This window comes from Streptococcus suis (assembly GCF_046032535.1).
Taxonomy (GTDB): Bacteria; Bacillota; Bacilli; order Lactobacillales; family Streptococcaceae; genus Streptococcus; species Streptococcus suis_AK.
In genome coordinates this window covers 21,203-39,064 of record NZ_JARQPL010000008.1, presented here as the reverse complement: position 1 = coordinate 39,064, position 17,862 = coordinate 21,203, and the positions used below count along the sequence as shown (strand labels likewise).

28 protein-coding genes are annotated in these 17,862 nt (G+C 41.2%); all 28 read left to right on the top strand.

What is annotated here, in order from left to right; translation table 11 throughout:
* Positions 1-35 precede the first annotated feature (35 nt).
* Positions 36-317 (top strand): VRR-NUC domain-containing protein, encoded by a 282-nt coding sequence (locus P7J58_RS04115; RefSeq protein WP_024411454.1) that lies wholly within the window; start codon positions 36-38, stop codon positions 315-317.
* On the top strand, positions 298-1,674 hold the full coding sequence (locus tag P7J58_RS04110) for a DEAD/DEAH box helicase (protein ID WP_024414185.1): 1,377 nt from the start codon (positions 298-300) through the stop codon (positions 1,672-1,674). Before P7J58_RS04115 ends, P7J58_RS04110 begins: the two co-directional genes overlap by 20 nt.
* Complete coding sequence (locus tag P7J58_RS04105) at positions 1,667-2,143, top strand: hypothetical protein (protein ID WP_029180474.1); 477 nt, start codon at positions 1,667-1,669, stop codon at positions 2,141-2,143. The genes P7J58_RS04110 and P7J58_RS04105 overlap by 8 nt, the downstream gene beginning before the upstream one ends.
* 192 nt (positions 2,144-2,335) lie before the next feature.
* Positions 2,336-2,563, top strand: a complete 228-nt coding sequence (locus P7J58_RS04100; protein WP_029180475.1) for a hypothetical protein — start codon at positions 2,336-2,338, stop codon at positions 2,561-2,563.
* Positions 2,564-2,651: 88 nt separating this feature from the next.
* The gene (locus P7J58_RS04095) at positions 2,652-2,834 is read left to right on the top strand and encodes a DUF6900 domain-containing protein (RefSeq protein WP_014638129.1); all 183 of its coding nucleotides are present in this window, start codon (positions 2,652-2,654) and stop codon (positions 2,832-2,834) included.
* Between the two features lie 44 nt (positions 2,835-2,878).
* Complete coding sequence (gene metK / locus P7J58_RS04090; protein ID WP_408572555.1) at positions 2,879-3,916, top strand: methionine adenosyltransferase; 1,038 nt, start codon at positions 2,879-2,881, stop codon at positions 3,914-3,916.
* Position 3,917: 1 nt separating this feature from the next.
* The gene (locus tag P7J58_RS04085) at positions 3,918-4,283 is read left to right on the top strand and encodes an HNH endonuclease (RefSeq protein ID WP_029180477.1); all 366 of its coding nucleotides are present in this window, start codon (positions 3,918-3,920) and stop codon (positions 4,281-4,283) included.
* A gap of 298 nt (positions 4,284-4,581) precedes the next feature.
* On the top strand, positions 4,582-5,043 hold the full coding sequence (locus P7J58_RS04080; RefSeq protein ID WP_024407640.1) for a hypothetical protein: 462 nt from the start codon (positions 4,582-4,584) through the stop codon (positions 5,041-5,043).
* Positions 5,015-6,268 (top strand): site-specific DNA-methyltransferase, encoded by a 1,254-nt coding sequence (locus P7J58_RS04075; RefSeq protein ID WP_024407639.1) that lies wholly within the window; start codon positions 5,015-5,017, stop codon positions 6,266-6,268. Before P7J58_RS04080 ends, P7J58_RS04075 begins: the two co-directional genes overlap by 29 nt.
* Positions 6,268-6,858: an HNH endonuclease gene (locus P7J58_RS04070; RefSeq protein ID WP_024407638.1), complete on the top strand. Its 591-nt coding sequence runs from the start codon at positions 6,268-6,270 to the stop codon at positions 6,856-6,858. The genes P7J58_RS04075 and P7J58_RS04070 overlap by 1 nt, the downstream gene beginning before the upstream one ends.
* Positions 6,855-8,135, top strand: coding sequence for a DNA cytosine methyltransferase (locus P7J58_RS04065; protein WP_024407637.1), 1,281 nt, complete (start codon positions 6,855-6,857; stop codon positions 8,133-8,135). Before P7J58_RS04070 ends, P7J58_RS04065 begins: the two co-directional genes overlap by 4 nt.
* 72 nt (positions 8,136-8,207) lie before the next feature.
* Entirely contained in the window at positions 8,208-8,456 is a 249-nt protein-coding gene (locus P7J58_RS04060; protein ID WP_024407636.1) for a hypothetical protein, read from the top strand.
* A 1-nt stretch (position 8,457) separates the two neighbouring features.
* Positions 8,458-8,670 carry a DUF4314 domain-containing protein gene (locus P7J58_RS04055; RefSeq protein ID WP_024407635.1) on the top strand — a complete coding sequence of 71 codons (213 nt, stop codon included), beginning with the start codon at positions 8,458-8,460 and terminating at the stop codon, positions 8,668-8,670.
* Between the two features lies 1 nt (position 8,671).
* The gene (locus P7J58_RS04050) at positions 8,672-8,902 is read left to right on the top strand and encodes a hypothetical protein (RefSeq protein ID WP_024407634.1); all 231 of its coding nucleotides are present in this window, start codon (positions 8,672-8,674) and stop codon (positions 8,900-8,902) included.
* 51 nt (positions 8,903-8,953) lie between these two features.
* Positions 8,954-9,427 (top strand): phage terminase small subunit P27 family, encoded by a 474-nt coding sequence (locus P7J58_RS04045; RefSeq protein WP_003058374.1) that lies wholly within the window; start codon positions 8,954-8,956, stop codon positions 9,425-9,427.
* Complete coding sequence (locus P7J58_RS04040) at positions 9,424-11,016, top strand: terminase large subunit (RefSeq protein WP_105256851.1); 1,593 nt, start codon at positions 9,424-9,426, stop codon at positions 11,014-11,016. The genes P7J58_RS04045 and P7J58_RS04040 overlap by 4 nt, the downstream gene beginning before the upstream one ends.
* 59 nt (positions 11,017-11,075) lie before the next feature.
* Positions 11,076-11,378 carry a type II toxin-antitoxin system RelB/DinJ family antitoxin gene (locus P7J58_RS04035; RefSeq protein ID WP_014636336.1) on the top strand — a complete coding sequence of 101 codons (303 nt, stop codon included), beginning with the start codon at positions 11,076-11,078 and terminating at the stop codon, positions 11,376-11,378.
* Positions 11,378-11,716 (top strand): type II toxin-antitoxin system RelE/ParE family toxin, encoded by a 339-nt coding sequence (locus tag P7J58_RS04030; protein WP_014636337.1) that lies wholly within the window; start codon positions 11,378-11,380, stop codon positions 11,714-11,716. The genes P7J58_RS04035 and P7J58_RS04030 overlap by 1 nt, the downstream gene beginning before the upstream one ends.
* 136 nt (positions 11,717-11,852) lie before the next feature.
* Positions 11,853-12,197, top strand: coding sequence for a hypothetical protein (locus tag P7J58_RS04025; protein WP_014636338.1), 345 nt, complete (start codon positions 11,853-11,855; stop codon positions 12,195-12,197).
* A 57-nt stretch (positions 12,198-12,254) separates the two neighbouring features.
* Entirely contained in the window at positions 12,255-13,538 is a 1,284-nt protein-coding gene (locus P7J58_RS04020; protein WP_336375550.1) for a phage portal protein, read from the top strand.
* Positions 13,531-14,226, top strand: a complete 696-nt coding sequence (locus P7J58_RS04015) for a head maturation protease, ClpP-related (RefSeq protein ID WP_024411440.1) — start codon at positions 13,531-13,533, stop codon at positions 14,224-14,226. The genes P7J58_RS04020 and P7J58_RS04015 overlap by 8 nt, the downstream gene beginning before the upstream one ends.
* Positions 14,227-14,244: 18 nt before the next feature.
* Positions 14,245-15,450, top strand: coding sequence for a phage major capsid protein (locus P7J58_RS04010; protein WP_408555824.1), 1,206 nt, complete (start codon positions 14,245-14,247; stop codon positions 15,448-15,450).
* Between the two features lie 2 nt (positions 15,451-15,452).
* The gene (locus P7J58_RS04005; protein WP_162841273.1) at positions 15,453-15,710 is read left to right on the top strand and encodes a head-tail connector protein; all 258 of its coding nucleotides are present in this window, start codon (positions 15,453-15,455) and stop codon (positions 15,708-15,710) included.
* Positions 15,710-16,048 (top strand): head-tail adaptor protein, encoded by a 339-nt coding sequence (locus P7J58_RS04000; protein ID WP_105141842.1) that lies wholly within the window; start codon positions 15,710-15,712, stop codon positions 16,046-16,048. Before P7J58_RS04005 ends, P7J58_RS04000 begins: the two co-directional genes overlap by 1 nt.
* Positions 16,041-16,409, top strand: coding sequence for an HK97 gp10 family phage protein (locus P7J58_RS03995; protein ID WP_105141843.1), 369 nt, complete (start codon positions 16,041-16,043; stop codon positions 16,407-16,409). The genes P7J58_RS04000 and P7J58_RS03995 overlap by 8 nt, the downstream gene beginning before the upstream one ends.
* Before the next feature lie 6 nt (positions 16,410-16,415).
* The gene (locus P7J58_RS03990) at positions 16,416-16,742 is read left to right on the top strand and encodes a hypothetical protein (protein ID WP_408555823.1); all 327 of its coding nucleotides are present in this window, start codon (positions 16,416-16,418) and stop codon (positions 16,740-16,742) included.
* A gap of 1 nt (position 16,743) precedes the next feature.
* Positions 16,744-17,313, top strand: coding sequence for a major tail protein (locus P7J58_RS03985; protein WP_112477660.1), 570 nt, complete (start codon positions 16,744-16,746; stop codon positions 17,311-17,313).
* Between the two features lie 10 nt (positions 17,314-17,323).
* The gene (locus P7J58_RS03980) at positions 17,324-17,743 is read left to right on the top strand and encodes a hypothetical protein (RefSeq protein ID WP_024407624.1); all 420 of its coding nucleotides are present in this window, start codon (positions 17,324-17,326) and stop codon (positions 17,741-17,743) included.
* Positions 17,744-17,862 lie beyond the last annotated feature (119 nt).

Genomic DNA, 17,862 nt, shown 5'->3' with positions numbered 1-17,862 from the left:
TTTACCTTGGCGATGTTTTGACGAAAGGATCAGTTATGAGAGAAAAAATTGTTGAACAGAAGTTAGTAATTGAAGTGAAAAAGCGTGGAGGGATTTGTCCTAAGTGGGTATCACCATCCTTTTCTGGTGTGCCAGATCGCTTGGTGTTTTTACCCAATGGCAAGTTTGGCTTGGTGGAAGTAAAAGCTCCTGACCAAAAGCCAAGGATGTTGCAAGTGTCAAGGCATAAACTGTTCGAGCGGTTAGGTTTCAAGGTTTACGTTATTGACCGAATTGAGATGATTGGAGAGGTGCTAGATGAAATTGACATTACATAACTATCAGGTAGTCGCCAAGGACTTCATCATAGGTCACCCTTATGCAGCAGTCATCCTAGACATGGGGATGGGGAAGACGGCTACAACATTATCCGCTGTGAATGAATTGATGTTTGATAGATTTGAAGTCACTAGGGTTTTAGTTATTGCCCCACTTCGAGTCGCAAATACAGTATGGAGTGATGAGATTGAGCAATGGGCGGAGTTGCGTCACTTACGGTATTCGAAAATTGTGGGAACTCCCAAGCAACGAAAAGTAGCTCTCCAGAAAGATGCGGATATCTATATTGTCAATCGTGAAAACCTTCCTTGGTTGGTGGAACAATGTAGTCCCTATTTCAAGTGGGATATGGTAGTGATTGATGAATTGAGTTCTTTCAAGTCTTGGCAGTCCAAGCGTTTCAAAGCCTTTATGGCAATGCGTCCTTACATGAAACGTATCGTTGGGTTGACTGGAACACCAAGTTCAAACGGACTAATGGATTTGTTTGCAGAGTTTAAAGTCATTGACGGAGGAGAACGCCTTGGTCGATTCATTGGTGAGTTTCGTAGTCGTTACTTTGAAGAAGGTCGTCGCAACGGAAACATTGTCTATGAATACATCCCCATGGACTATGCGGAGTGTCAAATTCAAGACAAGATTAGTGATATTACCATTTCCATGAAAGCATTAGACTATCTGGATATGCCTGAATTGATTTCAACCAAGAAACTGGTGCGTATGTCAGAAAAGGAAAAAGAAAAGTACAGTCAGTTTAAGAAAGAGTATGTAATGTCAGAGTTAGATGGATTAGAAGTGACTGCCGCCAATGCTGCAAGCCTGACGAACAAGTTAGTTCAGTTGTCCAATGGAGCCGTATATACTGATGATCATACGGTTGTGGCATTACATGAACAGAAACTAGATGCCCTTGAAGATATCCTTGAATCCGCAAATGGAGAACCTGTCTTAGTTGCCTATTGGTTCAAACATGACTTAGCTCGGATTATTAATCGTTTAGAAAAACTCAGGGTAAAGAGTCGGGTGTTGAAAACAGAAGAAGATATTCGTGAATGGAACAAGGGAAATGTCCCAGTTGGCTTACTTCATCCAGCTGGAGCAGGTCATGGGTTGAACCTCCAAAAAGGTGGTCACAACTTGGTCTGGTTTGGTTTAACATGGTCGTTGGAACTATACCAACAAACAAATGCACGACTTTGGCGTCAAGGCCAGGAGGCTGAAACAGTTGTTATCCAACACATTGTGACTGAAGGAACGATTGATGAGGAAATCCTCAAGGCACTAGAAAACAAAGATGCACAACAAGAACGGCTGATTGAAGCTGTAAAAGCACAAGTAGGAGGAGCAGATGGATAAGGCAGAGCACATTCTGACGCATTACAATGAACTTAAAAGTGACTTGGAGATGTTAAAGTATCGTTTGGATCATTTTAAACCAGTGACAGAAAATGAGGTTATTGGTTCGCTAGTTTTTGAGAAATCTGATGAACCTAGGGTTAAAAGTACACCTACCAATCGACGATCAGAGATGATTGCACTGAATTTTCGTGAGAAGATGATTCAGGAAAACGAGGAACAATTGGCAGATTTATCTCAGCGGTATATCCGATTGGCTAATGACCTTGATAATTTTGAGATGGCTTTAAAATTTCTAAAGGGAGATTTATATGATTTTGCTCAATCCATGCTTAAGACAGATAGTAATTGGGATAGCTTGATGAGAGAGTTTCATATTAGCCGAAGTACTGTTAGAAATTGGCGACGTAAGGTCTTAGACCATGTTAGGGAAGTTTATCTGAAAATGGGATTTTCTTTGGAAAAGTAACCTCTCCCTGACCTCTCCCTAACCTACCAGTAACCTACCCCTGCACTAAGTGTGACCCAACATTGACCTCACTTTGTCAAAATTTGTGGTAGAATTGTAAGTGTCAAAATAGATAAAAATCTCCCTCAAATGACTGGATATTCTTTGGCTGATAGGGTAATATACACCTAGAAAAACCAAAGGAGAATAACCATGTGGACTGACGGACGGATTGATTATCAAGGACAAAAAGTGGATTACATTGCCAAGGTTAGTCCCCAACCTTCAGAAGTTGGAATTGACCTTGGATGTGTTTTCAAATTAGATATTGAAGTAGCTGAAGAAACAATCGTTTCTTACGACAGAGGATGGGAAATCTATCCTGAAACAGAAAATCGTGAAGCCATTCTTGAGGCGGTTTTGTTGGTTTTAACTGTTTAAAATATCTTTAAATTAATGCAGAAAAGACTGGATATATCTCCTTTTTAGAGTTAATATGTACACAACAAAAGAAGAGGAGAACAATACAATGACAAAACGCCAAGAAGAAAAACTCAATGCCCTTTTAACAGAGATTGCTAAAGAAGAACTACTAGTTGAAACTTTGGAAAAACGTTGGAGTGACAACCTTGATTTCTACGATGTTTCGGTTTGGGGAATCAAAAGAGCATTGGAGAGAGCCTACGAAGCAGGCCGACAATCAGTAAAATAAACCAAAGCCTAGCCCAAGGGTTGGGCTTTTTGCGTGGAGGAATTATGATTATTTCTAGTGAACAAGTGTCGGTTGGACACCCAGATAAAATCTGTGACCAGATTTCAGATGCCATTTTGACGGAGTGTCTCAAGTATGATAAATCAAGTCGAGTGGCAGTTGAAACCTTAATCAAGGATAACCAAGTTGTGGTAGCTGGTGAAATTTCAACTAGACATTACTTTAATCTCGAGAACATTGTACGTCAGGTTGTCGAGCCACTTGGTATGAAGAATGTTCGGGTAACTAACCTACTTGGACTCCAAAGTTCTGATATTGCCAAAGGTGTTGATAATGGTGGTGCTGGTGACCAAGGAATGATGTTCGGTTATGCGACAGATGAAACACCTGAGTACCTACCCCTTCCTTATGTTCTAGCCACTCGAGTCCTTGAGAAACTGATGTCACTTGGCCACCCCATACTTGGAAAGGACGCTAAGGCACAGGTATCCTACGAATATGAGAAGAAACGGATTGACACCTTCTTAGTTTCCATCCAACATGCAGATACAGTAGACCTAGCCAAAGTGAAGCGAATTGTGACTGAGGCTATGATGGCAGTAGCTCTTCGTTACAATCAGAATCTAGATTTCAACGTTCTAGTCAATCCAACTGGACGTTTTGTTCTTGGTGGTTCATTTGCGGATGCAGGAGTTACTGGACGTAAGATTGTTGCAGATACATATGGTGGTTTCGCACATCATGGTGGGGGTGCCTTCTCTGGAAAAGACCCAAGCAAGGTTGACCGCTCCGCAGCATACATGGCACGAAAGATTGCCAAGGATATTGTTCGTGAAGGGTATGCGAAACGATGTGAAGTACAATTAGCCTACGCCATTGGAGTTGTAGAACCAGTGTCGGTGCATGTAGAAACCTTTGGAACCAGTCGCTACACCACACAACAAATGGAAGGAATGATTCGTGAACGGTATGATTTAACACCACAAGGGATCATTAAGGAACTTCATCTCTTGAATGTAGACTACACCAAAACATCTTGCGTCGGGCATTTCACGAAAGCCTATCTTCCTTGGGAGAAGTAAGATGCCAAGAAGACCAAGCACACCTTGTAAACAAAATGGTTGTCCAAACTTAGTACCATATGGACAGAAATATTGTGCGAACCATAAAGTAAACCACCAACTGGATGCCAAGTCAACCAAAGCAAAAGGATACAATGGCCAGTGGACCAAAGCACGACTTCGTTACTTAAAAGTTCATCCACTCTGTGTTCAATGCAAAGCCAAAGGTCGACTGACCAAGGCAACTGTTGTTGACCATATCACACCCCACCGAGGTGACCAAGAACTCTTTTGGAATCAAACTAACTGGCAAGCACTTTGTAAGTCTTGTCATGATAGAAAGACCAAGACGACTGACCGATATGTGGAGTATACGTATCGATTTTAGTCTTGGAGTTTCGTTACAAAAGTATCTCATTTTTCACCCATTGGGGGAGGGGGGATGAAATCTCTAAACCCTTGGGAGACTAAGACCGACGCCCCCTCAAACGTGCAATTTCGCAAAATTCGCAAGCGGGTACATTAAAATTGCTCAATTTTGACGTTCCTTCCCACCGTTATCACGTTTCTAATGTGGGGATGTAGCGTTCCCTAGTATGTAATTTTGGTAATAAAATAGTGAAAAAGGCTAGAAACAATGGTGAAAATAGTTGTTTTTAGTCCTTTTTTGCTGGAAAGGAAAACAAATGGACGAAAGTCAACGTAAACAAATCTGGAAAATGCGCGCAGAAGGTCTTGGCTATGGTTTCATCGGTAAGGTTACAGGTTTATCTAGAGATTCCGTTAAGAAATACTGTAAACGAAATCCAGAATTGCTTGGACATGGTGCTGCGACAAAGCAGATGGCAAAAGCCGACCAGAATGATGGACTTCGTTGCCCTCAGTGTTATCAAGTACTTAAAACTCACAAAATAGGTAGACCAAAGAAGTTCTGTTCGGATAAATGTCGTAAGGTTTGGTGGACAACTCATTCTGACGAACACGACAAATCAAAAACTGCATATGAAGATTTGACTTGCCAACATTGTGGCAGGTCATTTTTATCTTATGCTAATCCAAATAGAAAATATTGTAGCCATTCGTGTTACATCCAATCACGCTTTTATAAAGGAGAAATCAATGACAAGTCAACCAACAATGGAAATTAGAGAGATTCGATTATCTGAACTACACCCAGCCTCTTACAATCCTCGAAAAAAACTCAAAAAGGGTGACAAGGAATATGAAAAGATTAAGCAAAGCCTACTCAAGTTTGGCTACGTTGACCCCATCATCGTCAATAAAGATTTGACGGTTATTGGTGGCCATCAACGATTAACTGTATTGAAGGACTTAGACTATGAAACTGCCAAATGTGTTATTGTCGATTTATCCAAGGAAGATGAAAAGGCCCTAAACATTGCCCTTAACAAAATCACCGGTCAATGGGACGACCAGCTTTTGGCGGATTTGCTTTTGGATTTACAGGAGTCGGATTTCAATCTCGACCTGACTGGTTTTGAACCACCAGAAATTGATGACATTCTCTCCAACATTCATGACAAGGAGTTATCTGAAGATGACTTTGATGTGGACGAGGAGTTGAAGAAACCGACAGTAGCAAGACGTGGGGACGTCTGGCAACTTGGTAAACACCGAGTGATTTGTGGTGACTCAACTAAGGCAGAAACCTACGACCAACTTTTAGGTGATAAGAAAGTCAATCTTGTTGTGACAGACCCGCCGTATAATTGCGATGTTGAAAAGACGGCAGGTAAAATTCAAAATGATAATATGGGTGATTCTGAATTTTATCAGTTTCTTTTAGCTATGTTTACTCAAGTTGAGAACCACATGGAAGTCGACGCCTCAATCTACGTATTTCATGCGGATACGGAAGGATTGAACTTCCGTAAGGCATTTAAGGATGCTGGTTTTTATCTCAGTGGATGTTGCATTTGGAAGAAGAACTCATTAGTGCTTGGACGTAGTCCTTATCAATGGCGACATGAGCCAGTCTTATACGGGTGGCGTCAAAAAGGCAAACACCAATGGTTCAGTGACCGTAAACAGACGACCATTTGGGAATACGACCGTCCTAAGTCCAGCAAAGACCATCCAACCATGAAGCCGATTCAGCTCATGGCTTACCCTATTCAAAATTCATCCATGAGAGGGACTTTGGTATTGGATCCTTTCCTTGGGTCTGGGTCAACCCTCATTGCGGCAGACCAGACAGGACGTATCTGTTATGGGATTGAACTTGATGAGAAGTTTGTGGATGTCATTGTGAAACGCTACATGGAAGCAACGGACAATACAGATGTGACGGTAGTCCGTGAAGGTCAATCAATCAGTTATGAAGAAGCAGTGAAACAGTTAGGGGGGATGTAATGTCTAATGTTCACTATTCATTTATTGGTTCAATTGGTATAGGAACTTTGAAAGATGGCACTCAATTTAGGTTTGATAGAGACAGATTCTCACTTATAGAAGATATTAACTTCTACCGAAATAAAAGTAACGATGAAGATGCAAAGTCGTACATTATTTGTGCGAAAGGCAAATATCTTCATCGTTACTTATTTGGTCATCGCCATGGATATGAAATCGACCACATTAATCTAGATACCTTTGATAATCGTTCTGAGAATATTCGTTTTTGTACGCATCAACAAAACCAAATAAATCAAGGTCTACAATCAAATAATACTTCTGGAGTAACAGGGGTTAGTTATTATAAACCAAGACAAAAATATCGTGCCAGAATCAAAATCTCTCAACGTGATATTCACCTGGGTTATTATGATACATTCCTAGAGGCAACCCAAGCTAGGAATGTTGGCATTGAATTGTTGTTTGGTGAGTACGGTCGTTATAACAAAGTTCCTGAAGTACCAAACTGGATTCGTAATAAAGTTGAGAAAATATGTAGGAATTATAAGTCATTCGCTTTAACAAATTATAGGGAGGAGACGGTATGACCTTAACTTTTCTTGATTTCTTTGCAGGTGTGGGTGGTTTTCGTCGTGGTTTGGAATTAGCTGGTTTCAAATGTATCGGTTACTGTGAAAAGGATAAGTTTGCACGAAAATCTTATGAAGCAATGTATGACACGAAAGGAGAATGGTTTCATGACGACATCACAAGCATTGACCCAACACAACTTCCAAAAGCAGATTTATGGACTGCGGGAAGCCCTTGTCAAAATGTGTCTATCGCAGGGAAGCGAGCAGGACTATACGGTGAACGAAGTGGACTCTTTTTTACATTTGTTGACCTCCTCCAAAGCCAAGAGGAAGAAGATAAACCCGAGTGGATACTCCTTGAAAATGTTAAGGGACTTTTATCAAGTGGCGGGGGACGAGATTATCTCGACTATCTCTCTATCTTGGATGAAGCAGGGTACGACCTTGAGTGGCAAGTGTTCAATTCAAAAGACTACGGAGTTCCCCAAAATCGAGAACGCATCTACACTCTCGGACATCTTAGAAGTAGAGGTCGACGAAAAGTACTACCTATCAGCGGAGAAAGCGGTAGCCATCTTAAGCAACTTGTAGGTGGTATGCAAAGCTACCGTGTCTACGACCCTAGTGGAATTGCCACAACTCTTGTTGGTGAGGGTGGAGGACTAGGTGCTAAAACAGGTCTTTATCTAATTGACCAATCTTTGACAGAACCAAAGTTGACAGATGAGGCACGTTGTATCACTGCACGATATACTGCTGGAGCTACAAAACGGACTGCGATGAATTCTGGAGTACTCGAAATACAACCCATTCTGACACCCAATCGAATCAACAAACGTCAAAATGGACGTAGGCTCAAGGAACAGGATGAGCCAATGTTCACATTGACCTCTCAAGACCGCCATGGTGTTCTTGAAGGCATCAAGGTCAGAAATGGTACGAAGCAAGGTTATCAAGTTGCAGAGGTTGGAGATTCGGTGGATTTATCCTATCCAAACTCTCCAACGAGACGAGCAAGAGTTGGGAAGGGAATTGCCCATAACCTCTCCTGTGGTGGTCAAATGGGTGCTGTGGTTTGGAATGATCGAGTTGTAAAAATCAGACGTTTAACCCCTCGAGAATGTTTTCGTCTACAAGGATTTTCAGATGATTTATTCGAGAAAGCTCAAGCAGTAAACTCAGATGCCCAACTGTATAAACAAGCTGGAAATGGAGTGACGGTAACAGTTGTCTATGCCATTGGGTGTGCCATTCTAGCGAGCGAAGAATTATCGAAAATATCTTCAAAATAATCGAGAAATGACTGGATATATGTCTCCTTAAGAGTTAATATGTACACAACAAAGGAAGAGGAGAACAAATCCATGACAACAACACTTGAAAAACTTTACGAAATCTACCTAGCAACCGCAAGTATCATTCCTTACAAAGATTGGGTCATCGTTGCATCGAATGGATATAAAGGAACAGAAGTTGAGATTTACGAAACGGTTGATAGTCTTGAAGAGTTTGATAACTTCGAACGCAGATTTGACCGTATTTATCAAGAAGCAGGAACATTCGAAGACTTTGGACATGCAGTTAAGTGGGCATTTGAAAAGATTGGAGAATAACATGGATGCAAAAATATTCAATAACCTAAAGACAATCTATCCTGTTGGGACTAAGGTTAGATTAGTAAAAATGGATGACCCACATCCAGTTCCTAAAGGAACACTTGGTACAGTTATTGGAGTGGATGACATTGGTTCACTCTTAGTTAAGTGGGAAAATGGCAGTTGCCTAAATGTTTTGTATGGAATTGATATCGTAGAAAAGGTAATGTGAGATGTGGGAAATTATGACTCGAACGGTTGAAGACAGACATTACGTTTGTGAGTTTCTCCGTGAAGACACAACAGACCCAAGGAATATAGACGGTGCATGGATTAGTATACTGACAATAAAACGTGATGGTGAATATATCTACCAATATAGATATGGGAATGAAATAGATAACATGGACGACATTGATAGAACAGTTTGTCAGGCTGTTCTTGATAACTTTAATGAACTTTAAGAAGGAACTCGAATTGAGTTCTTTTTTTCTTACTCTAAAGGAGGTGAGATTGTGGCAATCAGGGGGCGAAAACCCAAGCCTACGAATATGAAAATACTAGAGGGAAATCCTGGTAAGCGACCACTCCCTACGAATGAAGTCAAACCCAAACAAAAAGCCCCACGTTGCCCACAGTGGCTTGAAGATGATGCAAAGAAGGAGTGGAAACGGATGGGAAAAATTCTCGAACAGATGGGAATTTTAACCGAAATGGACATGACTGCATTTGCAGGTTATTGTCAAGCTTACGCTCGCTGGAAAGAGGCGGAAGAGTTCCTTTCCAAGCATGGCTCCATTATCAAAACTCCGAATGGCTATCTCCAACAAGTCCCTCAAGTCTCTATCAGCCAGACCAACCTCAAAATCATGCTTAAATTCTGTGAACAATTTGGTTTGACACCTTCAGCACGTAACCGTCTAGCAACGATGGATTCAGAAGTTGGTACTGGTGATGAAATGGAAGATTTGTTAGGAGGAATTTTATGAGCTATCATTATGAACCAAGTCCATTCATGCTCCCAACCTCACACTATGATAAGGCAAAGGCTGATAGGGCAGTAACATTTATCAATAACCTCTCCCACACCAAAGGCAAGTGGGCAGGAAAGCGATTTGATTTGTTGCCGTGGCAGGAACAGATTGTCCGTGACCTATTTGGAATTGTCAAGGAAGATGGCAACCGTCAATTCCTGACAGCCTACATAGAAATTCCAAAGAAGAATGGCAAGTCAGAGCTAGCGGCAGCTATCGCTCTTTATCTACTATATGCGGATAATGAAGCCAGTGCAGAAGTTTATGGTGCGGCTTGTGACCGAAACCAAGCGTCAATCGTGTTTGATGTAGCCAAGCAAATGGTGCAGATGAGTCGCCCTTTGGAAAAGCGTTCAAAGATAATGGGAGCAACCAAGCGTATTGTAAATTATTCTAACGCTGGTTTTTACCAAGTTCTTTCTGCAGAGACTGGGACAAAACATGGACTAAACGTATCTGGCTTGGTCTTTGATGAAATCCACGCCCAACCTAATCGTCATTTGTATGATGTATTGACCAAGGGGTCAGGAGACGCAAGGGAACAACCCCTCTTTTTTATTATCACAACAGCTGGAACGGATAGAAACTCTATCTGTTATGAATTACATACCAAAGCATTGGATATTCTGAATGGTAGAAAGAAAGACACATCTTTCTATCCAGTGGTTTATGGTTTATCAGATGAAGATGATTGGAATGATGAAGCCAACTGGCTCAAAGCCAACCCTTCACTAGGGCATACTATTGGGATTGACCGAGTTAGAGAAGCCTACCAACAGGCACTAGACAATCCTGCAGAAGAGAATGTATTTAAGCAGCTCCGTCTAAATATGTGGACAAGCTCAAGTGTTGCTTGGATTCCAGAACATGTTTATGCGAAGGGAAATGATCCCATCCAATATGAAAGTCTCAAGGGTCGTAGCTGTTATGCAGGTTTAGATCTTTCTAGTACGTCAGATATAACAGCTTTTGTCTTGGTGTTCCCTCCTAGATTTGAAGAGGAAAACTATATCGTTCTACCTTTCTTTTGGCTACCTGAGGATACATTGGAACTGAGATGCCGACGTGACCATGTTATGTATGATATTTGGGAGCGTCAGGGTTACATCAAAACTACAGAGGGTAATGTCGTTCACTATGGTTTTATCGAAAAGATTATAGAAGATTTATCGGAAATCTATCATATCAAGGAGATAGCCTATGACCGTTGGAATGCGACACAGATGGTTCAGAATCTAGAAGGAATGGGCTTGACCATGGTGCCTTTCGGTCAGGGATACAAGGATATGAGTCCACCATCAAAGGAACTCTATAAACTTATGATGGAAGGCAAGATTCAACATGGTGGGCATCCAGTTCTGAAATGGATGGGACAAAACGTAGTCATGAGACAAGACCCTGCTGGCAATATTAAGCCTGATAAGGAAAAGTCAGTCGAGAAGATTGACGGTATTGTTGCACTCATTATGGGGCTGGACCGTTGTATTCGTCACCAAACCGAAGAAGGAAGTGTTTATGATGAACGTGGTATATTGAGTTTTTAGTTGACAAAATAAAGCAAAATACGTTACAATTGCAGTACAAAATTCAAAGGAGAAGTAGTATGGGAAAAACAGCCACTTTAAATGTACGTGTTGATTCGGATGATAAATTAAATGCAGAAAGTGTCTTGAAAGAGCTTGGAATGCCTATGTCTACATTGATTACCCTACTATTAAAGCAGGTTTCTATGACACGAAGCATTCCGTTTGATATTGCCTTACCACAAGCACCTTCTTCTGTGGATGTCTCACCACTGTCTGCTGGTGAATTGAAAGACCTGTTGGTGCAGAGCTATCACTCAGCGGATCATGAAGAAACGATATTGGCGGAAGATTTTTTCAAAGGTATTAAAGGGGTAAATTAATGATTGAATATCCCGTGAGATTGACAAAACAAGCCAGTGACGATTTGACTGCCATTTATCGCTTTATTGCGATAGAGCTACAATCACCCTTAACAGCAGATAAAAATATCCATCTCTTTGAACAATCCATCAAATCCTTATCAACGTTTCCAGAACGTTGTCCTATTCTTGAAGGGTTTGAGAGTGAGGGTATTGTGATTCGAAAACTTATTGTTAAAAACTATGTTATATTTTATCGTTTTGTTGGAGAGGTTGTAACTGTACTTCGAGTATTACATGGTACTTCTAACATTGATGCATTATTGAGAGATATCGCAGAAGATAATGATGTGAACTAATATTGGCATCTCAAAGCGGAGGTGCTTTTTCTATTCAAAGTGTTCAAAAAATAGTTGATAATATCGCCAAAATGACTTGATAAGTCCTTGCTTCTACGGTAATATGTGACTACAAAAAGAAGAGGGGAACAAAACAATGGCAACAAAAGCACGGATTGGATTATTGACGAAAAACCATACAGCACAAACAATCGAGGTAGCGTATGAAGGATATCCAGAATACACTGGGGAACTTCTGAAGAAACACTTTAAATCAAGCAAAGAAATTCGTGCATTACTTCAGAAAGGTGATATCATTCAGCTTGAAGATAGTCTTGACAAAATTGAACACGATGACTTACAGGGGAATGCCCAGCAACATCGTTTCATCGGTGACATCAGTCAATTGGCAGAGGATACCCTGGCAGATTACATTTATCTTTTTCAAGAAAGTGATAGAACATGGTATCTTCTTGAAGAAGGAGAGATGAAAAACATCTAAGAACAAACGATAAGCACTTCAATCGAGGTGCTTTTTTCGTACTCAAAAGGAGGAACTATGGGACTACTAGATTTACTGGGACGTAAGCGGGCTAGAGATAAGCCACGAAATAGTTATGAAGGTCAGGACTTTTCCTATCTGTTTGGACGAACGACCAGTGGGGAAAATGTGGATGAGTTTAAAGCTATGCAGACGACTGCTGTTTATGCTTGTGTCCGCATCTTGGCTGAAGCAGTAGCTTCACTACCCATTCATGTTTATGAGAGAACGGCAACTGGAAAGGAGAAAAAGGTAGAACATCCCCTTTATTTTCTCTTGCATGATGAACCTAACCCTGAGATGTCATCCTTTGTCTTCAGAGAAACCTTGATGACCCATCTACTGATATGGGGCAATGCCTATGTCCAGATTATCCGAGATAGGAGTGGACAAGTTATAAGTCTTTACCCACTTTTACCAGATAAGATGTCAGTTCATCGAGATGAGAGTGGAAAGCTCTATTACAAATACAAGCGTCAGTCAGAGGAAAATCCAAACTTTAGGGAAAAAGGAGATGCTATATTGAAAGCAGATGATGTTCTCCATGTTCCTGGTTTGGGTTTTGATGGCTTGATAGGTTATTCTCCAATTGCCCTTGCAAAAAATGCTATCGGTATGACCTTGGCTACAGAAAACTATGGAGCTTCATTCTTTAAGAATGGTGCAAATCCGGGTGGCGTTTTGGAACACCCAGGTATTCTCAAAGATCCCAAACGAGTGAGAGATTCATGGAATGCAGTCTATAATGGGGTAACCAATGCCCATAAAGTGGCAGTTCTTGAGGAAGGGATGAAATACACTCAAGTAGGCATTCCACCTGAAGAAGCCCAGTTTCTTCAGACAAGAAAATTCCAAATCAATGAAATTGCAAGACTCTACCGAATTCCACCTCATATGGTTGGTGACTTGGAGAAATCCTCATTTTCAAACATTGAGCAACAGTCTTTAGAATTTGTTAAATATACCTTAGACCCTTGGGTAGTTCGTCTAGAACAGGCTTTCAAGAGGTCTCTTTTTTTACCTGAAGAAAAGAAAACCTACTTTGTGAAGTTCAATGTGGATGGTCTTCTACGTGGAGACTATCAGAGTCGAATGAATGGCTATGCGATTGGTAGACAAAACGGCTGGCTCTCAACGAATGATATTCGTGAACTTGAGGATTTGAACCTCCTTTCAGATGAAGAAGGAGGTAATCTCTACTTGATAAACGGAAACATGACGAAACTGAAGGATGCGGGTGGCTTTATGAAACAAGCACCGCCAGAACAAGAAACTCAATCTGAGGAGGATATAGATGCATAAGTTTTGGAATTTTACAGAAGATGATAGTGGTCGAACACTTCGTATAGAAGGACAGATTGCTGATGAGACGTGGTTTGGCGATGAAGTCACGCCACAAGTATTTAAAAATGATTTACATGCAGGAAACGGAGACATCACCCTCTGGATTAATAGTCCAGGGGGTGATGTTTTTGCGGCTGCTCAAATCTATAACATGTTGATGGATTACAAAGGTGATGTCCATGTAGTGATTGATGGATTAGCCGCAAGTGCTGCTAGTGTCATTGCCATGGCAGGTACAACAGTCTCCATGAGTCCTGTTGCCATGATGATGATTCACAATCCTTGGACAGTCGCACAAGGTGAAGCCAAGGACATGCAGAAGGTCATTGAAATGTTGGGAGAAATTAAGGAATCCATCATCAATGCCTATGAACTAAGAACAGGACTTTCAAGAACCAAGCTATCACACCTCATGGACTCAGAGTCTTGGTTCAATGCTAAAAAGGCTATTGAACTAGGCTTTGCGGACAAGATTCTCTTTGACAAAAAAGAGGATCAGGGACTGGAGACTAAGAGCTATTCCTTCAGTCGAACCGCCGCCCAACAAGATTTACTTGTAAAAATGCAGGCGAAACTTGAAGTCCAACAACCAAAGAAAACAATCCCTCTCAATCAGTTGGAAAAACGATTGAATTTGCTCAAATAACGAAAGGAATATGAACTGATGTCTAAATTACTTGAATTGAAAGAAAAACGTAACCAAGCTTGGCAACAAGCAAAAACCTTCCTTGATTCTGTTCGCTCAGAAGACGGACTGGTGTCAGAGGAAGATTCCAAACGCTATGATGAAATGGAAGCAAAAATCAACCTCTACAATCAAGAGATTGCTCGGTTGGAGCGTCAAGAAAAGATTGATCTTGAACTTTCTCAACCAGCATCACAGGCTCTAATTGGGCAGCCCACTACAGTTTTGAATGACAAGACTACTGAAGAGGAAAAGCAAGGTGTGGCTTCAGATAGCTATGCCAAGACATTTTGGACAAGTGTTCGTAAACGTCACTTCTTTGATGTCAAAGATGTCCTTCGAGTTGGGGAAGATACCGAAGGTGGACATCTTGTCCCTGATGAATACGAGAAGAAATTGGTGCAAGGTCTTCAGGAAGAAAACTTCTTCCGTAGCCTTGCGACTGTTATCAAAACCTCTAGTGGTGAGCGTAAGATTCCTGTTGTGACTGGACATGGTTCAGCATCATGGATGGATGAAAATGGTCTTTATCCAGAAACAGAAGAAACCTTTGGTCAGGTGACACTAGACTCTCATAAGATTGGGACTGCCATTCGCATTTCAGAAGAGTTGCTTAACGATTCAGTCTTTGACCTTGAATCCTATATGACAGCTGAATTTGCGCGTCGTATTGGAACGGAAGAAGAAAAAGCATTCTTGATTGGTGATGGTTCTAAGAAACCAACTGGAATCTTTACTCAGGCAGAAGTTACAGGTCCAACGACTGCTACAAAGGATATTACCTTTGACGACATGATTGAATTGTATCATTCTCTACCAGCACCCTATCGTAAGAACGCAGTTTGGATTTTACATGATACGACTGTCAAAGCTATCCGTAAACTCAAGGACAATAACGGTAATTACATTTGGCAGCCATCCACACAAGCTGGACAACCGGATTTGATTTTAAATCGTCCATACTACACATCAACCTTTGCCCCACTACCTGAAGCAGGAAATAAAGCCATTGCATTTGGCGATTTTTCTTATTATTGGATTGCGGATCGTCAGGGTCGTACCTTCAAACGACTGAATGAACTCTATGCCAATAATGGACAGATTGGTTTTCTTGCTTCACAACGTGTGGATGGTAAGTTAGTCCTACCTGAAGCCGTTAAGACTTTAACTGTGAAGGCTAAGTAATGATGGTCAGTTTAGCAGAAGTAAAACTGTATCTCAAAGTGGAACACGATGATGAGGATGGACTGATTGAGCAATTGCTTGAAACCAGTCAACAACTCTGTGAAGATATTTTGCGACAATCAATTTATTCAGAAGTTCTAAAGACGGCAATCCTATTCGGGGTTGCCTATCTTTATGAACACAGAGAAGATGCAAATCATAGAGAGTTGAAGGAGACGCTTTATCACTTATTGTTGGCTGAACGAAAGGATGTGTTCTGATGAAGATTGCACCTTTGAGGGAACGCTTGTCGTTTCATGTTCGACAGATTTTTCAAGATGATATTGGCAATGAAACTTCGACATGGATACCTTTATTTGAACGGTGGTGCTCTTGCCGTCCTCTCACCTTGACCGAAAGGGATGGGAGTGTGACAAAACTGGAACAAGAGAAAGTCCAGTTCACCCTCAGGTATGAAAAGGCGATTCTTGGACTTCATTCCTTAACGACTCGCATTCAATTTCGTGGTCAAACCTATGAGATTGAGTCAATTGATGGAGATACAGTGCCAAGGCAACTGATTTACATCGTCGCCATTAAGGAGGAGAGTTATGACTAGAATTGAATTGGGTGCACTAGAATCTGCCGTCGCAAATGAGCTGGCTGAGTATGTGCAGGATACAACAGAGGTGATGCGTGAAGTTGTAGAGGAAGTCACTGAGGAATCCATCGAAACCTTGAAAGCAACGTCACCTAGAAAGAGTGGATCTTATGCCAAAGGGTGGAAGAGTAAAGCAACGATTGATACCAGTACAGGTTTAACCAAAACCATTCATAATCGAACGCCAGGCTTGACGCATCTATTAGAAAATGGTCATGCCAAAAGCTCTGGTGGGCGAGTTGAGGGAATCAAGCATATCGCTCCCATTGAGAAACAAGCGATACAATCCTTAGAAGAAAAGCTGAGAAAGCGAGTGTGATAAGACATGCTACTGAGTGAAATGTACTCCATTCTCAAAGAATTACAGCTCCCAGTCGCCTACCATCATTTTGAAGAAGGGAGTCGTCCAAGACCACCGTATCTAGTATATTTGATGACTGATTCAGATAATCATGGTGCAGACAATTGGACCTATCATAAGCTGAATAACCTGCAAGTGGAACTCTATACCACTAAGAAAGATTTAGCAACTGAACACAAGGTGGAGTCATTATTTGACAGCCACCTTATTTATTTTGAAAAAGTAGAGACCTATATCTCATCAGAGAAACTCTACCAAATAACCTATTACATCACATTACATGGAGGATAGTATGGCTGAAAAGAATAAGGTCACCTTTGGACTACAAGATGTCCATTGGGCAGAAGTTACAAGCGAAGGTTCTGATGGTACATTGACATACGGCAATGTAGAACGACTTCGTGGTGCTGCAGAATTAACCCTTGAACCAACAGGAGACAAGGGTTCTTATAAGGCAGACAATATCAATTTTTATACAACGGAGTCAAACGATGGTTATGAAGGAACGCTAAAAGTTGCTCTTCTAACGCAGGAATTTTTGACTCGAGTCCTCGGAGAACAGTTGGATGTGACGACAAATACCATTTCAGAAATCGCAAATAGCGAAAAGAAAAATTTTGCGTTGATGTTCCGTTTTGAAGGGGATAAAAAAGAAACACTACACGTTTTGTATTATTGTTACGCATCTCGTCCGACTGTTGGTTCAAAAACCAAGTCAGGTTCGGATATCAATGAGGTAGAGTTGACCTTTACTGCCAGTCCTCGCCCTCTTGATAAGGTTGTACGTAGACGAACAACGGAGGAAACGAGTGATGAGATCCGTCAAAACTGGTTCAAGGCAGTTTTTGAACCTCGTAAGTAAGGAGTAGGCAATGAGAGAAAGTATTACCATAGCAGGAACAACCTACGAGTTAGCAACCAATGCCTATACCCCAATCGCTTATAAAGAGCAGTTTGGTAAGGACTATTTTCAGGATCTCTTTTCTATGGTCAATAGTCAAGCTATCTTGGATAAGCTAGACCAGCTGGAGGAAGGGGAAGAACTCAAGGCAAGTCAGGTTGATGTGTCTATCTTATCTGATTTCGATATGACATTTTTCCATCGTCTTTTTTGGGTTTTTGCCAAATCTGCCAATCCTCGTGTGAAGCCTTTTGTGGATTTCTTCATGGAATTGGAGGAATTTCCAGTTCAGGAAGTAGCCCCTGTCTTGATGAATATGTTGAACCAAGGGATGTCAACCAGAAAAAAGCAGATGAAACAGAAACAGCGAGTGAAGAAATCTTCACAGTAGAGAGTTATTTCTCCTGTTGTAAGGAGACTGGTCTGACCATTGACGATTTAAAACATATCTCTATTGGGATGGCACTTGACTACCAAACGGACTATGTGGAGATGCGTACTCGAGAAACT

Excerpts from the sequence above, each read along its gene's own strand:
- P7J58_RS04105 (WP_029180474.1), top strand. The coding sequence starts at position 1,667 with ATGGATAAGGCAGAGCACATTCTGACGCATTACAATGAACTTAAAAGT.
- P7J58_RS04100 (WP_029180475.1), top strand. The coding sequence starts at position 2,336 with ATGTGGACTGACGGACGGATTGATTATCAAGGACAAAAAGTGGATTAC.
- P7J58_RS04085 (WP_029180477.1), top strand. The coding sequence starts at position 3,918 with ATGCCAAGAAGACCAAGCACACCTTGTAAACAAAATGGTTGTCCAAAC.
- P7J58_RS04095 (WP_014638129.1), top strand. The coding sequence starts at position 2,652 with ATGACAAAACGCCAAGAAGAAAAACTCAATGCCCTTTTAACAGAGATT.
- P7J58_RS04015 (WP_024411440.1), top strand. The coding sequence starts at position 13,531 with ATGCATAAGTTTTGGAATTTTACAGAAGATGATAGTGGTCGAACACTT.
- P7J58_RS04005 (WP_162841273.1), top strand. The coding sequence starts at position 15,453 with ATGGTCAGTTTAGCAGAAGTAAAACTGTATCTCAAAGTGGAACACGAT.
- P7J58_RS04030 (WP_014636337.1), top strand. The coding sequence starts at position 11,378 with ATGATTGAATATCCCGTGAGATTGACAAAACAAGCCAGTGACGATTTG.
- P7J58_RS04040 (WP_105256851.1), top strand. The coding sequence starts at position 9,424 with ATGAGCTATCATTATGAACCAAGTCCATTCATGCTCCCAACCTCACAC.
- P7J58_RS03990 (WP_408555823.1), top strand. The coding sequence starts at position 16,416 with ATGCTACTGAGTGAAATGTACTCCATTCTCAAAGAATTACAGCTCCCA.
- P7J58_RS04065 (WP_024407637.1), top strand. The coding sequence starts at position 6,855 with ATGACCTTAACTTTTCTTGATTTCTTTGCAGGTGTGGGTGGTTTTCGT.
- P7J58_RS04055 (WP_024407635.1), top strand. The coding sequence starts at position 8,458 with ATGGATGCAAAAATATTCAATAACCTAAAGACAATCTATCCTGTTGGG.
- metK (WP_408572555.1), top strand. The coding sequence starts at position 2,879 with ATGATTATTTCTAGTGAACAAGTGTCGGTTGGACACCCAGATAAAATC.
- P7J58_RS03995 (WP_105141843.1), top strand. The coding sequence starts at position 16,041 with ATGACTAGAATTGAATTGGGTGCACTAGAATCTGCCGTCGCAAATGAG.
- P7J58_RS04060 (WP_024407636.1), top strand. The coding sequence starts at position 8,208 with ATGACAACAACACTTGAAAAACTTTACGAAATCTACCTAGCAACCGCA.
- P7J58_RS03985 (WP_112477660.1), top strand. The coding sequence starts at position 16,744 with ATGGCTGAAAAGAATAAGGTCACCTTTGGACTACAAGATGTCCATTGG.
- P7J58_RS04075 (WP_024407639.1), top strand. The coding sequence starts at position 5,015 with ATGACAAGTCAACCAACAATGGAAATTAGAGAGATTCGATTATCTGAA.
- P7J58_RS04020 (WP_336375550.1), top strand. The coding sequence starts at position 12,255 with ATGGGACTACTAGATTTACTGGGACGTAAGCGGGCTAGAGATAAGCCA.
- P7J58_RS04110 (WP_024414185.1), top strand. The coding sequence starts at position 298 with ATGAAATTGACATTACATAACTATCAGGTAGTCGCCAAGGACTTCATC.
- P7J58_RS04035 (WP_014636336.1), top strand. The coding sequence starts at position 11,076 with ATGGGAAAAACAGCCACTTTAAATGTACGTGTTGATTCGGATGATAAA.
- P7J58_RS04050 (WP_024407634.1), top strand. The coding sequence starts at position 8,672 with ATGTGGGAAATTATGACTCGAACGGTTGAAGACAGACATTACGTTTGT.
- P7J58_RS04080 (WP_024407640.1), top strand. The coding sequence starts at position 4,582 with ATGGACGAAAGTCAACGTAAACAAATCTGGAAAATGCGCGCAGAAGGT.
- P7J58_RS04000 (WP_105141842.1), top strand. The coding sequence starts at position 15,710 with ATGAAGATTGCACCTTTGAGGGAACGCTTGTCGTTTCATGTTCGACAG.
- P7J58_RS03980 (WP_024407624.1), top strand. The coding sequence starts at position 17,324 with ATGAGAGAAAGTATTACCATAGCAGGAACAACCTACGAGTTAGCAACC.
- P7J58_RS04025 (WP_014636338.1), top strand. The coding sequence starts at position 11,853 with ATGGCAACAAAAGCACGGATTGGATTATTGACGAAAAACCATACAGCA.
- P7J58_RS04010 (WP_408555824.1), top strand. The coding sequence starts at position 14,245 with ATGTCTAAATTACTTGAATTGAAAGAAAAACGTAACCAAGCTTGGCAA.
- P7J58_RS04070 (WP_024407638.1), top strand. The coding sequence starts at position 6,268 with ATGTCTAATGTTCACTATTCATTTATTGGTTCAATTGGTATAGGAACT.
- P7J58_RS04115 (WP_024411454.1), top strand. The coding sequence starts at position 36 with ATGAGAGAAAAAATTGTTGAACAGAAGTTAGTAATTGAAGTGAAAAAG.